The 15,843-nt window shown below is 76.2% G+C and carries 7 protein-coding genes; 1 reads left to right on the top strand and 6 read right to left on the bottom strand.

The window, feature by feature from the left end:
- Position 1 precedes the first annotated feature (1 nt).
- Positions 2-1,462, bottom strand: a complete 1,461-nt coding sequence (locus tag VGP36_06925) for a benzaldehyde dehydrogenase (GenBank protein ID HEV7654454.1) — start codon at positions 1,460-1,462, stop codon at positions 2-4.
- Positions 1,463-1,707: 245 nt separating this feature from the next.
- Here VGP36_06925 and VGP36_06920 point away from each other — a divergent pair, with 245 nt between their 5' ends.
- Complete coding sequence (locus VGP36_06920; protein HEV7654453.1) at positions 1,708-2,073, top strand: DUF5655 domain-containing protein; 366 nt, start codon at positions 1,708-1,710, stop codon at positions 2,071-2,073.
- 3 nt (positions 2,074-2,076) lie between these two features.
- Here the strand turns inward: VGP36_06920 and VGP36_06915 are convergent, their stop codons facing one another.
- From VGP36_06915 to VGP36_06895, 5 genes are all read right to left on the bottom strand, one after another.
- Positions 2,077-4,056 carry an FtsX-like permease family protein gene (locus tag VGP36_06915; GenBank protein ID HEV7654452.1) on the bottom strand — a complete coding sequence of 660 codons (1,980 nt, stop codon included), beginning with the start codon at positions 4,054-4,056 and terminating at the stop codon, positions 2,077-2,079.
- Between the two features lie 100 nt (positions 4,057-4,156).
- Complete coding sequence (locus VGP36_06910) at positions 4,157-7,198, bottom strand: hypothetical protein (protein HEV7654451.1); 3,042 nt, start codon at positions 7,196-7,198, stop codon at positions 4,157-4,159.
- Positions 7,199-7,229: 31 nt separating this feature from the next.
- Entirely contained in the window at positions 7,230-7,898 is a 669-nt protein-coding gene (locus VGP36_06905) for an ABC transporter ATP-binding protein (GenBank protein ID HEV7654450.1), read from the bottom strand.
- Positions 7,895-8,749, bottom strand: a complete 855-nt coding sequence (locus VGP36_06900) for an ABC transporter ATP-binding protein (GenBank protein ID HEV7654449.1) — start codon at positions 8,747-8,749, stop codon at positions 7,895-7,897. The genes VGP36_06905 and VGP36_06900 overlap by 4 nt, the downstream gene beginning before the upstream one ends.
- 60 nt (positions 8,750-8,809) lie before the next feature.
- Entirely contained in the window at positions 8,810-15,838 is a 7,029-nt protein-coding gene (locus VGP36_06895; GenBank protein HEV7654448.1) for an amino acid adenylation domain-containing protein, read from the bottom strand.
- Positions 15,839-15,843: the final 5 nt, after the last annotated feature.

The raw sequence follows: 15,843 nt of genomic DNA, 5'->3' as shown, positions 1-15,843 counted from the left end.
TCTACATCGGGTACTGCGGGAGGGTGCCCCGGATGGTGACCCACTGGGTGTCGGTGAAGGCATCGAGGTTGGCCTGGGCGCCGCCGTGCCGGGCGCCGGTCCCGGAGTCCTTCACCCCGCCGAACGGGATCGTCGCCTCGTCGTTCACGGTCTGGTCGTTGATGTGCACCAACCCGGTCGGGATCCGCTCGGCGATCTCCAGCCCGCGCATGACGTCGTTGGTCAGGATCCCCAGCGACAGCCCGTACGCGGTGTCGGCGGCCAGCTTGACCACGTCGTCGACGGTGTCGAAGCGGACCACCGGGGCGACCGGGCCGAAGACCTCCTCGGAGTACGCCGGCGCCGTCACCGGCACGTCCGCCAGCACGGTCGGCCGGTAGAACAGCCCCTCGTACGTCCCGCCGCTGGCCAGCCGCGCACCCGCGTCCACCGACCGGGTCACCAGCGAGTGGATCTTGTCCCGCTGCCCGGCGTCGATGATCGGCCCGAGTGCGACCTGCCCGGACGCCGGGTCGCCGACCGGGAGCCGATCCGCCCGGGCCACGAGGGCCGACACGTACGCGTCGGCGATGCCGGACTGGACCAGGTGCCGGCCGGCGGTCATGCAGACCTGCCCCTGGTGCGCGAACGAACCCCACGCACCGACCGAGGACGCCGCGTCCGGATCGACGTCGTCGAGCACGAGCAGCGCCGAGTTGCCGCCGAGCTCCAGGTGCACCCGCTTGAGGTGCTGCGCGGCCAGCGTCGCGACGGCCCGGCCGGCCTTGGTCGAGCCGGTGAACGAGACCACCCGCACGGCCGGCTCGGTGACCAGCGCCTCGCCCACGTCGGCGCCACCGGGCAGCACATGCAGCAGCCCCTCGGGCAGGCCGGCCTGCTCGAAGATCGCGGCCAGCACGGCGCCGCCGCTGACCGCCGTGCGCGGGTCCGGCTTGAGCAGCACCGCGTTGCCCAGCGCCAGGGCCGGCGCGACCGCGCGGATCGACAGGATCGTGGGCACGTTGAACGGCGCGATCACCCCGACCACGCCGACCGGGATCCGGCGCGCCATCGACAGGCGCGGCAGCGCGGATCGCAACAACTCGCCGTAGGGAGCGGAGGCCAGCGCGGCCGCCTCGTAGCACTCCTCGGCGCTCGTCATGACCTGGAAGCCGCCGAACGGGCCGATCGCGCCCGTCTCCCGCATCAGCCAGCCGCCGATCTCCTCGGCGCTGGAGTTCCAGAGGTCGCCGGCGCGGCGCAGCACCGCGGCCCGCTCCACGTACGGCAGCGCGGCCCACGCGCGTTGCGCGTCGGCGGCCCGGGCCGCCGCCTTGTGCACGTCGTCCGGAGTCGCGCGCCCGGACCGGCCCAGGGTCTCGCCGGTCGACGGCGAGACCACGTCGTACGCGGCCCCGGAGCCGTCGATCCACCCGCCCGAGTAGATCTTGCCCTGCCAGCCGTCGCCATCGAGAAGGGGCACGCTCGACCTCCGCAGTCACCTCGGCAGCACCGGCGCCGCCAATGGTTCGCCAGTCAACAGTCCCACGGATCACCCGTCCAGACCCGCCCGTGGCATGCTTCCGGACTCGGGGAGCGGGGGAACGCGGCGAGCGACGGGAACGCGTACCGGGGCTGGTTGCTCGGGCACTTCGTCCCGGACGGGCTGCGGCGGGCACCGTCGTCACCGTCCGCCGGGCGTCGGGCGTCGGGCTAGCGTCGCCGCTCATGGAGTGGACGGTCGAGGATCATCTGCGGGACAAGCCGGAGTCGTCGGTGTCGTTGTTCCACGACTTCGTCCGCCTGGTCGAGGTCTGCGGCCCGTTCACGTACGCGGTGGCCAAGACGACGATCACCTTCAAGGGCGTCCGCCGCGGTTTCGCCGGCGCCCGCCCGACCCCGACCGGCCTCACCGGGTACCTCGACCTGCAGCGCGCGGTCGAGGACCCGCGCTTCACCAGCGCGGTCCCGTACACGAAACGCCTGTACGTCCACCACTTCCGCCTCACCGCACCGTCCGAAATGGACAGTGAGTTCGCCGGCTGGGTCCACGAGGCCTACGCCGTCGGCGCCGGCGCCCACCTCAGCTCCTGAGCCTCACGCGGTGCCGGCGCGGAGCGTCTGGGCGAGGCGGCCCCGGGACTCGGTGGCGACGACGAGGGTGGCGGTGAGGGCGAGCAGGGGGATCGGGAGGGCGGCCGTCCAGGGGACGGTGACGGCGTGGCCGACGACGCGGGCGACGGCGAGGTGGGCCAGGAGCACGCCGAGGGCGGTGCCGGCGATCGCGCCGGCGAGGACCGGCGGGAGGAGCTCGCCGGCCGCGACCAGGCGGGCGTCGCGGGGTCGCAGGCCGAGGGTGCGCAACCGGGCCAGCGTGACGGCGCGGGCGGGGGCGGTCGTCGCGGCGGCCAGCACGACGCCGAGCGCCGCCAGGACGAGCAGCACGACGGCCGAGACGGACGCCAGGCGGCGGAGCCCCTCCTCCAGCGGACGGTCGCCCTCGGTGCCGCGGACCGCGAGGGCGACCGCGAGCAGCGCGGTCGGCACGACCAGGACGAGCAGCGGCAGCGCCCGTGTGGACGTCGCCGCGGCTCTGGCAGCACCGAGCACGGGAAGGCTGCGGGGCGAACGCAGGGCGCGCGCCAGCCCGAACGCGACGCCGGCCGGGAGCAGCCGCAGCACCACGAGCGCGCCGACCACGGCCCCGAGTGTCGGCGCCGCCGCCGGCAGGACGCCCTGCGCGCCCCGCTGGACCAGCGCGGCGAACGCCCCGACCGCGAGCAGGACGACCGCGAGCTCGCCGGCCGCCCGGCGCAGCTGCCTCGTCCGGGCGGCCGACCGCCGGGCCGTACGGTTCGCCGGGACCCGCCGGGCCGGGGTCGCCCGGGCCGCCGCCCAGAGGCCGAACCCGGGAGTGGCGAGCACGGCGACCACCAGGACCGGCACGGTCCAGAGGCCGGCCGCCCGTCCGGCCGCCGCCCCCACCAGTGCGACCACGGCCGACTCCCCGACGAGCCCGGCGCCAAGCTGAGGCAGGGACGCGCCGCGCTCGCGCAGGGTGGCGAGCACCGGCGTACGCCGCCGGACGAGCAGGTCGGCCGCGAGCAGCAGCATCAGCGCCGCGCTCACCACGAGGCCGACGAGGAGCACGTCGGCCTGGGCGGTCGCGGCCACGATCCGGGCCTGCGCGTCCCGCAGCACGCCGTCGAGCCCGCTCTGCCACCGGAAGAACGAGGCCTCCTCCGTGCCGGAGGAGGCCTTGAGGGCGACGATCGCGGCGGCGAACGGCTCCGCGTCCCGGGAGCGCAGTCGGCTCGGCTCCGGCGTGAACGTGACCGTCGGCGTCACCTCGTCCGGGTTGAGTGCGAGCCGCGCGTCGGGCACCGAGTCGGCACTCAGCAGCCCGGCCGTCGTGGCGCCGCCGGCGAGCAGCGGCGCGGTCCCCCAGCCCGGGTCGGCCGCGTCGAGCGGGCGGAAGACGCCGCTGACCCGGACGTCGAGCGCCTGACCCCGCGGGTCCCGGACGGGGACGCGGTCGCCCGGGCCGACCCCGAGCGCGGCCGCGACCGGCTGGGACAGGGCGACCTGCACCGGCCACGGACCGGAGTCCGGCGGGACGACGTCGCCGGCGGCCGCGGCCGGGACCGCCGCCGCGGGCGGGCCGCCGGCGACCCAGGCGACCCGGGCGCCGCCGACGTACGCGAGCCGGAACGTGCGGCCGGGGCCGCCGCCGGTGACCTGCAGCAGCGTGCTGCGCAGCGCCGGCACCGGCGGCCGGAACGCCGCCGCCAGCGCGGGCCCGAGCTGGAACCGGGCCAGGCTCGCGTCCTGGTCGAGGATCGCGGCCGTGCGCGAGACCCGCAGCCGCTGGGACGGGTCCTCCTCTTCGAACGGCGCGTTCACCACGACGGTCGCGTCGGTCCCGGCCCGGGTGACGGCGTCCCGGACGGCGTCGTCGGCGGTCCTCCCGATCGCGACCGGTACGGCGGACGCGAGCAGCGTCGCGACGCCGACCACGACCGCGGCCAGCAGCAGCGACCACCGCTCCGCCCACGCCCCCCGCACGAGCGCCCTCACCCCGGGACCCAGTGCGCCACGACCCCGCACGGTGCGACCCCGCACGGTGCGACCCCGGACGGTGCGACCCCGGACGGCGCGACCCCGGACGGACGGGTGGTCATGGGCCGACCCGGAGGTGGCTCGCGTTGGCGCGGCGGACCTGGACGAGGACGACGAGCGCGACCGCCAGCGTGCAGCCGGCGAGAAGTACGAGAAGGAGCACGCCCTCGGCCGGCCAGGGCCAGCGCGTCCGGGCCGCCGGCACCGGCGCCGCCCCGACGTCGGACCGGATCAGCAACGGCCCGACCACGCGCGCGGCCAGCGCACCGACGACCGCACCGGCCCCGAGCAGGAGGACCAGCACCCCGCCGTGCTGGGCCAGCAGCCCGCCGACCACGCCGCGCCGCCGTACGCCGAGCGCCCGCAACCGGGCCACCTCCAGCGCCCGGGACTCGAGGTCGGAGCTGACGTGCAGCACCGTGCCGGCCAGGGCGAGCACCACCGCCGCCGGGACGAGGACGACGAGCGCGGCCGGGAGCCCGGCCCGCAGCGGCCCGTGCGCGAGATCGTCGGCCACGCCGGCCCGGGTCAGCACGGTGCCCAGGCCGGGGATCCCGTCGGACCGCGCCGGCCCGCCCACCCACCAGGCGTCGACCGCGGGCGCGAGCTCACCCGCGCCGATCAGCGCCCGGGACAGCGCGTCCACGTCGGCCAGCATCGCGACCTGCCCCGGCGCCGACGGCACGGCCGGCACGACCGTCGCCACGACGACCGGAACCGGTGTGGTCCCGACCGTGACCGCCAGCCGGTCGCCGGGCCCGGCCCCGAGCGCGTCCGCGAACCGGCTCGACACCGCGACCGGCACCGCCGCCGTCCGCGGGAACGCCGTCGCCACGACCTCGGCCGGCACGAACCCGAGCGCGGTCAGGTCGACCGTGGCCGTGGTCCGCACGACCGTCCTGCCGCCGGCCGCCCGGACCTCGGCGCCCGCGCTCGTGACCCAGTCCGGCGTGGCCGCCGTCGCGCTCCACGCGCCGGCCGCCGATCCGGGCCCGGCGAGGTCGACCGTCACCCGGCTGGTGCCGTCGCCGCCGGGCGCGCCGGGTTCGAGATCGATCCGCAGGTCGAGCGCGACGATCCGGGACGCCGGTCCGCAGGAGGTGAGCCGGTGCGGCCGCCCGTCCAGGGGAACCGCCGCCGAGTCGCAGGGCGTACGGAGGCCGGTGCCGTCCTGGAGCACCAGCCGCGGCGTCAGCCGCAGCCCGGTCCCGCCGGTCGCGGTCCCCGTGATGGTGGCATCCCCGGCCGGCAACCCGGTGACCGCGGCGGGCGTGAGGCGCGCCCCGACCGCGGCCCAGCCCCCGTCCACCCGGCCGCGCAGGATCTCCGCCGAGTGCCGGGTGTCGACGGCGACGAGCCGGGGCGCATCGCCGCCGATCGCCTGCCCGACGACGACGGCGCGGTTCGTCACCGGCGAGACCGTGCCGCCGGTCGCGGCCCGCACGGTGGCGCCCTCACCGGCCACGGGCGGGGCGGCCAGCGTGAGCGCAAGGTCCGTACCGACCTGGACGTCGGCCTGGTCCTGTTGGGAACTCTCCCAGGTCGCGCCGAACGCCAACCCGAAGGTGCCCGTCGCCGCGGCGAGCCCGAGCAGTACGGCGGCCGCGACCGCCCGGGGCCGGCGCGCGGCCTCGACCGCGCCGAGCGGGAGGACGAGCCCGCGGGACCGGCGCGCGACCCGCTCGGCCAGCCACAGCGGCACCGCCACCAACCGCAATGCCAACGCGGCGCCTGCGATCAGGACAAGGACCGGAGCGGCGATGCGCACCGCGTCCACACCCGTCGAGGTGTCGGGCTGGTCCCGCAGCTGCCACCAGCCACCGACGGCGAGCACGACCAGCAGGACGTCGGCCCCCGAGCGGACCAGCACTCCGGTGGCCCGGCCCGGCCGGACCAGCACCGCGGCCAGCAGCAGCGCACCGATCGCCACTCCGAGAACCTGGATGCCCGTGACGGTCAGGCCCGCATCGACGAGGCCCGAGTGGCGGGTGAGGACGGCGTACGCGAGCCCGGACAGCGGGACCGCGAGCAGCGCCCCGGCGACCGCGAGGGCGACCGCCTCCAGCGATGCGATCCCGGCCAGCTGTCGCCGGCTCGCGCCGAGCGTCCCGAGCAGCGCGGTCTCCTCCGCCCGCAGCGTGGTCACCAGCCGCCCGGCCAGGCCGAGCGCGACCGCGGCCAGCGCCGCCCCGAGCACCACGACGACGAGCACGGTCGAGCGGGTCGCGTCCTGCTGGGCGTGCGCCCGGGCCAGCGTGCCGGGCAGCTCGGAGGCGACGCGCTCGATCCGGACGCGGTCCCCGATCGCCGCGGTCAGCCGGCCGTCCGCGCCGGCGAGCGAGGCCTGCGCCGCCCGCAGCGACGGACCCGACACCGCCGACAGGTCGGGATGGGCGGTCACCTGCAGCCGGTCGACCGTCGAGCCGCTTCGGTAGAGGTCGGCGAGGTCGACCACGAACGGCCCGTACGCGCTGGCCGGGCGGGGATCGCGGTGGTCCGGGTCGTAGCCGGCCGCCCCGAGGGGGTCCCGGTCCCAGCCGGCGTCGGGCCGCGGCCGGAAGACGCCGACGACCACGACGGTGACGTCCGGGGCGCTGCCCGACCCGACCTCGGCACCGAGCCGGACCCGGCTGCCCAGCTCGATCCGGAGCTGCCGAGCGGTCGGCTCCAGCACCACCGCCTCGGTCGGATCGGACCCGGCCCGCGGCCAGCGGCCGGCCGTCAGCACCGCCCGCTGCGGCAGACCGTCCACACCGGACAGATAGCCGACCCGGCGGGGCTCGGCGCTGAGCAACCGCACCGCGGACGAGGCCCGGGTGGCGGTCGTCGCGGCCAGCGGCGTCAGCGCCCCGGCGACCACCGTGCCCGCGTCGGCGGCGACCGCCTCGCCGGCTCTCCCGGGCACCCCGCCGACGAACGCCGTGACGTCCACAGTGGACGCCGGCGAGCGTGAGATCCCCTGCCGCAGAGCCGTTTCCTGCGCCGTTGTCAGCAGCAGCGCGCACACGCCGAGGACCGTCGCCCCGATCGTCACCACGGCCAGGACCGCCGCCAGCATCGGCCACTGCGCCGCCGCCCGGCGTACGAGCAACCTCAGCATCGACGTGGCCGCCGGGCCCGGCCCGGTGCCGTCACGCGCTGACCCGCCCGTCGGCGATTCGGACGACCCGGTCGGCCAACGCGACCATCACCGGGTCGTGGGTGGAGACGAGCGCGGTCACGCCCTCGGACTCGACCACGCCGCGGATCAGCGCCATCACCGCCAGCCCGGTCTCGGCGTCGAGCTGCCCGGTCGGCTCGTCCGCGACGAGCAGCCGCGGCGACGCCGCCAGCGCACGGGCGATCGCGACCCGCTGCTGCTGCCCGCCCGACAGCTCGTCCGGGTGCTGCTCGGCGTGGTCGGCCAGCCCGACGAGGTCGAGCAGGACGGCGACGCGGCGCTCCCGCTCGGCCACCGGCGTCCGGCTCAGGCGCAGCGGGACGCCGACGTTCTCGGCCGCGGACAGGACCGGGATGAGCCCGAAGGTCTGGAAGACGTACGCGACGGTCTCCCGGCGGAGCCGGCTCAAGCCCTCCTCGTCCAGCGCGGTGACGTCGGTGCCGTCGACGGTGACGGTGCCGGCGTCCGGTCGGTCCAGCCCGCCGACGACGTTGAGCAGCGTGGTCTTGCCCGACCCGGACCGGCCGACCAGCGCGACCAGGGTCCCGGCCTCGACGTCGAAGGAGACGTCGGTCAGCGCGTGCACGGTGCCGAAGCTGCGGGTGACACCGCGGACGGCGAGCATCGGCCGCGGGCTCACGGCCCGCGGTCCGGCCGTACGGTGACGTGGTCGGACTCGAGCGCGAGCCGCACCCGGCGCGTCAGCGCGAGCGCCTCCCGGTAGTCCTTCGGCACCTGTACCCGTCCGGCGCGGTCCATCACCGCGTACTCCTCCGCGACGACACCGCCGTCGACCTGCCGGCGCAGCACCTCGCTGCTGGTCCGGCCGTCGCGGATGGCGACCGTACGCTCGACCTCGCCGCTGACCGCCGGATCGTGCGTGACGATCACGATGGTCACGCCCAGCTCCTGGTTCGCAGCCCGCAGCGCGCCGAACACCTCGACCGACGTCTCGGTGTCGAGCTCGCCGGTCGGTTCGTCGGCCAGCAGGACCGTCGGACGGTTGGCCAGTGCGACGGCCAGCGCGACCCGCAGCTGCTCGCCGCCGGACAGCTGGGCCGGGCGCCGGTCCGCGCAGTGCGCGACCCCGAGCGTCTCCAGCAGCGCCGTCGCCCGGGTCTTGCGGCCGGTCGTCCGCGCGAACGACATCGGCAGCTCGACCACCTGCCGTGCGGTCAGGTACGGGACGAGGTTCGCGGTCGTCCGCTGCCGGACGAACCCGACCGTGTGGCGCCGGTACCGCACCCGCTCGGCCCGGGTCATCCTCAGCAGGTCCCAGCCGTCGACCGTCGCGCGTCCGGCGGTCGGCACGTCCGTGCCCGCCAGCAGCGACAGCAGCGTCGACTTCCCGGACCCCGACGCGCCCACCACCGCGACCATCTCGCCGGCCCCGACCCGCAGATCCAACCCCTGCAGCGCCTGGACCTCGATCGATCCCCGTTGATAGATCCGCACGAGGTTGTCGCACACGATCACCGCGTCGTCGGGCAACCCACTCTCCTCGGACCGGGGCGCCGAGCATAACCGCCGATCCTGGGCAATCCGGACCCGCTACCGGGCCACCGACCAGTGCTCGGCGGACGCGGACGGGTCGGCGGCGAGGCGCTCCAGGGCCTGCCGGAGGAGCGCACCGAGCCGGGTCGCCGAGTCCGCGAGCCGGCTGTCCGCGCTCGCCGTCACCTCCAGCAGCCGTCGTCCCGAGCCGGGCACCCGGTTCACCTCGACCATCAGCGGGAAGCTGTGCTGGTCGGAGAACCACCAGTCCAGGACGCGGACCTCCCGCAGCGCGTCGAGCCCGGCCAGCACGTGGAAGTCCGTGTGGTTGAACGCCACCTCGAAGACCGCGCGATCGCGTCCGGCCAGCCGCTGGATGCGGGCCAGCGGGAAGCGCCGGAACGGCAGGGTCTCCCGCTCGGCGTCGAACGCCGCCCGGGCCAGCTCGGCCCAGGACCCGGACACGGTCGCCCGGATCGGCAGGATGTTCAGCAGCAGGCCGAGGACCTGGTCGGAGTCCTCCTGCTCCGGCCGGCCGCTGGAGACCAGGCCGCTGACCACGCCGGGCCGCTCGGTCAGCGCGGCCAGGGCGGCCAGGTGGGCGGCGAAGAACAGGCTCTTCACCGGCAGGCCCAGGTCCGCCGCAGTACGCCGGAGGTCCGCGTCCAGCTCGTCCGGCAGCAGCTCCCGGAAGGCGCCCCCCTGCGACGCCTGGTCCGGCGCCGCGGACGGAGCGCTGTCGGGGCCGAGCCGCTCGGTCCAGAAGAGCTCAGCGGTCGGGTCGGCCGCCGCCGCCTGCTCGGCGGCGACGAAGTCGCGGTAGCGCGCGGCCGGGGGTGGCAGCTCGGCGTCCTGGCCGCGCAGCCCGGCGTCGTACCGCAGCAGCAGCTCGGTCATCAGCTGCGCGAGGCTCCAGCCGTCGAGCACGATGTGGTGGACGGCCAGCGAAAGCTGGAACGACCCGGGCGTCCGGCGCAGCACGGCACAGCGGACCAGCGGCGCCCGGCCCAGGTCGAACGGGTCGGCCTGCTCCCGGCGCCACCAGTCCGCCAGCGCCTCCTCGGCCGAGCCGGACCCGAGGTCCTGCACGGTCACCGGCACCACGGCGCTGCGGTGCACGAACTGCATCGGCTCCCGGAAGCCGCCCAGGTCGAAGGTGGTCCGCAGGATCTCGTGCCGGGCGCAGAGGCCGGCCAGCGCCCGTTCCAGCGCCGGCCGGTCGAACCGGGCGGCGACCTGCACGCTCATCAGGTCGTGGTAGAGCTCGGACTCGTCGGACAGCTCGCACTCGAAGAGGATCCCGAGCTGCATCGCCGCGGTCGGGTAGGCGTCGACCACGTCGGCGGGCAGGTCCGCCGGGTCGAGGTCGGCCAGCCCGGTCGACACCACCGGACCGGACGTCTCGGCCGGGCCGCCCCCGAGCCGGTCGCACTCCGCGGCGAGCTCGGCAATCGTCGGATGCAGGAAGAGCGCCTCGACGGTGACCGGCAGCCCGGCCGCGCGGGCCGCCACCCCCAGTCGGATGGCGACGATCGAGTCGCCGCCGGCGGCGAAGAAGTTGTCGTGCACGTCGGGCTCGTCGACGCCGAGCACCCCCGACCACGCCTGCGCCAGCGCGCGCTCGGTCTCGGTCCGCGGCCGCACCCCGGGCCCGGACAGCGCGAGGTCGTCGGACGACGGCCGCGGCAGGCCGGCCCGGTCGAGCTTGCCGTTGGGCGACAGCGGCAGCGCGTCGAGCGGGACGAAGGCGGCCGGCACCATGTGCCCGGGCAGCCGCTCCAGCAGCGCCGCGCGGACGTCCGCCGGCCGGGCCGCCCGGCCCGGCTCCGGGACGAGGTAGGCGACCAGCCTGGGCGCGCCCGGCTCGTCCGCCCGCAGCACGCAGGCCGCCGCCCGGACACCGGGCTGGTCCAGCAACGCCCGGTCGATCTCGCCGAGCTCGACCCGGAACCCCCGGACCTTCACCTGGCTGTCCGCCCGCCCCCGGTACTCCAGCTCGCCGTCCGGACGCCGTACGGCGAGGTCGCCGGTGCGGTACAGCCGGTCGCCCGGGGTGCCCCACGGGTCCGGCACGAACCGGTCCGCGGTCAGGGCCGGCCGGTCCAGGTAGCCACGGGCCACGCCCGGTCCGCCGACGTACATCTCGCCCTCGGTGCCGGCCGGCAGCTCGGCCAGGTCCGGGCCGAGGACGTGCACCCGGAGGTCCCCGATCGGCCGGCCGATCGGGCTGCCCGCGTCGGTGAGGTCGGCCAGGGCGATCGGGCGGACGGTCACGTGCACGGTGGTCTCGGTGATCCCGTACATGTTGACCAGCCGCGGCCGGGCGGTGCCGTAGCCGCCGACCCAGCCGCGCAGCGTCGCCGGGTCCAGCGCCTCCCCGCCGAAGACCACCACGCGCAGGTCGTGGGCGGGGAAGCCGGCGTCCTCGGCGACGGCCGCCAGCTGCCGGAACGCCGTCGGCGTCTGGTTGAGCACGGTCACCCGCTCGACCCGGAGCAGGTCGAGGAACGCGGCCGGCTCCCGGCTGGTCAGGTGCGGGACCACGACGAGGCGGCCGCCGTACCGGAGCGCGCCCCACAGCTCCCAGACCGAGAAGTCGAAGGCGATCGAGTGGAACAGCGTCCAGACGTCCTCGGGTCCGAAGCCGAAGTCGGCGTCGGTCGCGGTGAACAGCCGGGTGACGTTCGCATGGCTGACGACGACGCCCTTGGGCCGGCCGGTCGAGCCGGAGGTGTAGATGACGTAGGCCGCGTCCTCGGGCCGTACGCCGGTCCGGGGCGGGTCCTCGGGCTCGCCGGTCGTCGGCTCGTCCAGGCCGACCACCGCGCGGCCGGATCCGGCCAGCGCGGCCGCCCACTCCGCGTCCGCCAGCAGGATCCGGCAGTCGGCGTCGGCCAGGACCAGGTCCAGCCGGGCGGCCGGATGGGAGGGATCAAGCGGCAGGTACGCGGCCCCGGCCTTGAGCACGGCCAGCACGCCGACGACGAGGTCGACCGTACGGTCGGCGCACAGCCCGACCAGTACCCCGGGACCGGCGCCGGCCCGGCGCAGCCGGTGGGCGAGCCGGTTCGCGGCCAGGTCCAGGTCCCGGTACGCGAGCCCGCGGCCGGGATCGGAGACGGCGATCCGGTCCGGCCAGCGCGCGGCGGCGTCGGCGAAGATCTCATGCAGACAACGCCGATCCGCAGCGGCCGCCTCGGCAAGCGGCGCCGCCTCAGCGAGCGAGGCCGCCTCGGCAAACGGCGCCGGCTCGACGAGCGGCGCCGCCTCGGCAAACGGCGCCGCCTCAGCGAGCGAGGCCGCCTCGGCAAACGGCGCCGCCTCGGCAAGCGGCGCCGGCTCGGCAAGCGGCGCCGGCTCGACGAGCGGGGTGATGAGCGCCGGGACCGCGGCGTCGGGATCGCCGACGGCGGTGCCCAGCAGGTCGACGTACCGGTCGAGCATCGCCTCGGCCCGCTCGGCCTCGAACAGGTCGGTGCAGTACTCGAGGACCACGTGCAGCTCGTCCCCGACCTCGTGCAGCTCGACGGTCAGGTCGAACTTCGCGGTCCCGTTGTCCACCGGGACCGGCGCCACAGCCAGCCCGTCGAGCCGCGCGTACGGCCGCAGCGGCCCCTGATAGGCCAGCGCCACCTGCGCCAGCGGCGGCCGGGACAGGTCGCCGGCCGGCGCGAGCTCGGCCACGAGCTTCTCGAACGGCACGTACTGGTGGTCCAGCGCGTCCAGGGCCGTGCGGTGCAGAGCCCCGACGAGCGCCCGGAAGGACCCGTCGCCGGGGCGTACGCGGACGGGCACGGTGGTGGCGAAGAAGCCGGCCACGTCCTCCAGCGCGGGGTCGGGCCGGCCCGCCGCGGGCGAGGCGACGAGCTGGTCGGTCCGGCCGGTGAGCTCCCGCAGCAGCAGGCCGAACGCGGCCAGGCAGACCACGTACGGCGTGCTCCGGGTCCGGCCGGCCAGCTCCCGGACGGTCGCCAGCAGGCCGGCCGGCGCGCGGAGACCGATCCGCCGGCCGCGGTGGCTGCGGGTGGCGGGCCGCGGGTGGTCGGCCGGCAGTTCCAGCACGACCGGGGCGCCGTCGAGCGCATCCCGCCAGTACGCGAGCAGATCGGGCAGCGTGAGCTGCCAGGCGGTGAAGTCGCGGTACGTCAGGCCGGGCGGAACCCACCCGGGCGGCCGGCCCTGGACCCGCGCGGCGTACGCGTCGGCCAGGTCGCGATCGACGACGTCCATCGTCCACCCGTCGGCGACCAGGTGGTGCAGGACGGTCACGAGCAGGTGGTCCTCGTCGCCCAACCGGAACAGCACGCTCCGGCCCAGCGGCGCGGCGGCCAGGTCCAGGTGCTCGGCCGCGACCCGGTCGGCCTGCTCGCGCGCCTCCCGCTCGGCGTCGGGCTGCCCGCGCAGGTCGACCACGTGCAGCGGCAGCGGCCGGTCCTGCGCCCGCGCGCCGAGCGACCCCCCGACCAGCTCGAAGGACGTCCGCAGCTGCTCGTGCCGGCCGGCGACGTCGCTCAGCGCGGCCTCCAGCGCGGCCACGTCGAGCGGCCCGCGAAACCGGGACGCGGTCGGCACGTTGTACGCCACACCGGCAGCCGGGCTGAGGTGGTCCAGGAACCAGAGCCGCTGCTGGCCCGACGAGGGCACCAGCGCCGTGTCGGCCCGGTGCCGCAGGGGCGGCAGGGCGTCGCCCTCGGCGTCCTGCTCCAGCAGGGCCGCCAGCTCCCGCGGCGTCCGCGCGGTGAACAGCTGCCACAGGGTCAGCGGCTGCTCGTACCGGCTCCGGATCCGGGTCAGGAAGCGGACCGCGTGCAGCGAGTTGCCGCCGAGCTCGGTGAAGTCGTCGTCCAGGCCGATCGGCCCGCGGCCGAGCAGCTCGCCCCACAGGGTCGCGAGCTCCCGTTCCAGCGGGCTACCCGCGCCGTCGGCGAGACCGTCCCCGGCGGATGGCGGGTCCGGCAGGGCCCGGCGGTCGAGCTTGCCGTTGGCCGACAGCGGCAGCGCGTCCAGCCCGACGACGACGCCGGGCACGGTGTGCTCGGGCAGCAGCTCGGCCAGCCGGGTCCGCAGCGCCCGCGGCTCGGCGTCCCCCACCACGTACCCGACCAGGACGGCGTCGTCGGCGGTCCCGCGCACCGCCGCCGCGGCCGCCCGGACGCCGGGCTGGGCCGCGAGCACGGCCTCGACCTCGCCGAGCTCGATCCGTACGCCGTGCAGCTTGATCTGCTCGTCCAGCCGGCCCAGGTAGTCCAGCGCGCCGTCCGGGCGCAGCCGGGCCCGGTCCCCGGTCCGGTAGAGCCGGCTGCCGGGGGTGTCCGAGAACGGGTCCGGCACGAACCGGTCCGCGGTCAGCCCCGGCCGCCCCAGGTAGCCGCGCCCGACCTGGACCCCGCCGAGGTGCAGCTCGCCCTCGGCCCCCGCCGGCAGCGGCCGGCCGGCGGCGTCCAGGACGTACGTGCTGGTCTGCTCGACCGGGCGGCCGATCGGCACCGCCGGCTCGTCCCCCGGCCCGCACTGCCAGCGGGTCACGTCGATGGCCGCCTCGGCCGGCCCGTACAGGTTGTCGAGGCCGGCGCGCAGGCCGCTGTCGAAGAACCGCCTTTGCAGCCGGGCCGTCAGCTCCTCGCCGCTGACCACGACCTGGCGCAGCGAGCCGCACCGGCCCAGGTCCGCGGTGTCCAGGAAGACCCGCAGCATGGACGGCACGAAGTGCGCGACGGTGACCCGCTGGGTCTCGATCAGCTCGGTCAGATAGGCGGGATCGCGGTGCCCGCCGGACCGGGCGACCACCGTGCGGGCGCCGGTGAGCAGGCCCCAGTAGCACTCCCAGACCGACACGTCGAAGCCGACCGGGGTCTTCTGCAGCACCGCGTCCGCCGCCGTCAGCCCGTACGCGCGCTGCATCCAGCGCAGCCGGTTGTCCAGCCCCCGGCGGCTGTTCATGGCGCCCTTGGGGCGGCCGGTGGAGCCGGAGGTGTAGATGACGTACGCCACCGAATCCGGCCCCGCGCCGCCCGCCGGGTTCTCCGCCGGCTCCGCCGCGATCTCCACACGCGCGGCGTCGAGGCTGATCAGCTCCACGCCATCCGGCACCGCGAGGGTCGCGCGCACCGTCTCCTGCGCCAGCACGATGGGCACGCCGGCGTCGGACAGGGTGAAGGCGAGACGCTCCGCGGGATACCCGGGATCCAGCGGCACGTACGCGCCGCCGGCCTTGAGGATGGCCAGGATGCCGACCACCATCTCCAGGCTCCGCTCCATCAGCACGCCCACCCGCACCTCCGGGCCCACGCCGTGGCCGCGCAGGTGGTGGGCGAGACGGTTGGCCTTTGCGTTCAGCTCCGCGTAGCTTAGCGCCTCTCCTTCGTAGACGACCGCGACCGCCCCCGGCGTGCGCGCCGCCTGTTCCTCGAACAGCACGTGGATGCACAGCTCCGCCGGATACTCCGCTTCGGTCCGGTTCCACGCCTCCACCACCAGCGCGCGCTCCGCCTCGCCGAGCAGCTCCAGCCGCGAAAGCCGCACGTCCGCGTCCGCGGTGACCTGCTCCAGCACCCGCTCCAGGTGGCCGAGCATCCGTTCGACCGTGCCGCGCTCGAAGAGGTCCGTGCCGTAGTTCAGCGCGCCACGCAGCCCCTTGGGGGTCGTCCAGAGCGTCAGGGAGAGATCGAACTGGGCGATCTCCATGGCCGCTCCGACTCCGCTGACCTCCAGCCCCGGAAGAGCGCCCCCGCCCTCGGCGTTCTGCAGCGCGAACATCACCTGGAAGAGCGGCGAGTGGCTCAAGCTGCGCTCCGGCTGCAGCTCGGCCACCAGCTTCTCGAAGGGAAGCTCCTGGTGCGCGTACGCGCCCAGCGTCGCCTCCCGCACCCGCCCCAGCACCTCCCGGAAGCTCGGGTCTCCCGAGAGGTCGGCGCGCAGCACCAGCGTGTTGACAAAGAAGCCGATCAGCTCCTCGACCTCCTTCCTCGTCCGGCCCGCGATGGGGCTCCCGACGACGATGTCCGTGCTCCCGCTGTACTTCGACAGCAGCACCTGGAAGGCGGAGAGCACCACCATGTACGGCGTCGCTCCCTCGCGCCGCCCCAGCGTCC

It is taken from the genome of Mycobacteriales bacterium (assembly GCA_035995165.1).
In the GTDB taxonomy this organism is placed as follows: domain Bacteria; phylum Actinomycetota; class Actinomycetes; order Mycobacteriales; family CADCTP01; genus CADCTP01.
Note: the sequence above shows the minus strand (reverse complement) of the source record. Positions and strands in the feature narration are given on the sequence as shown.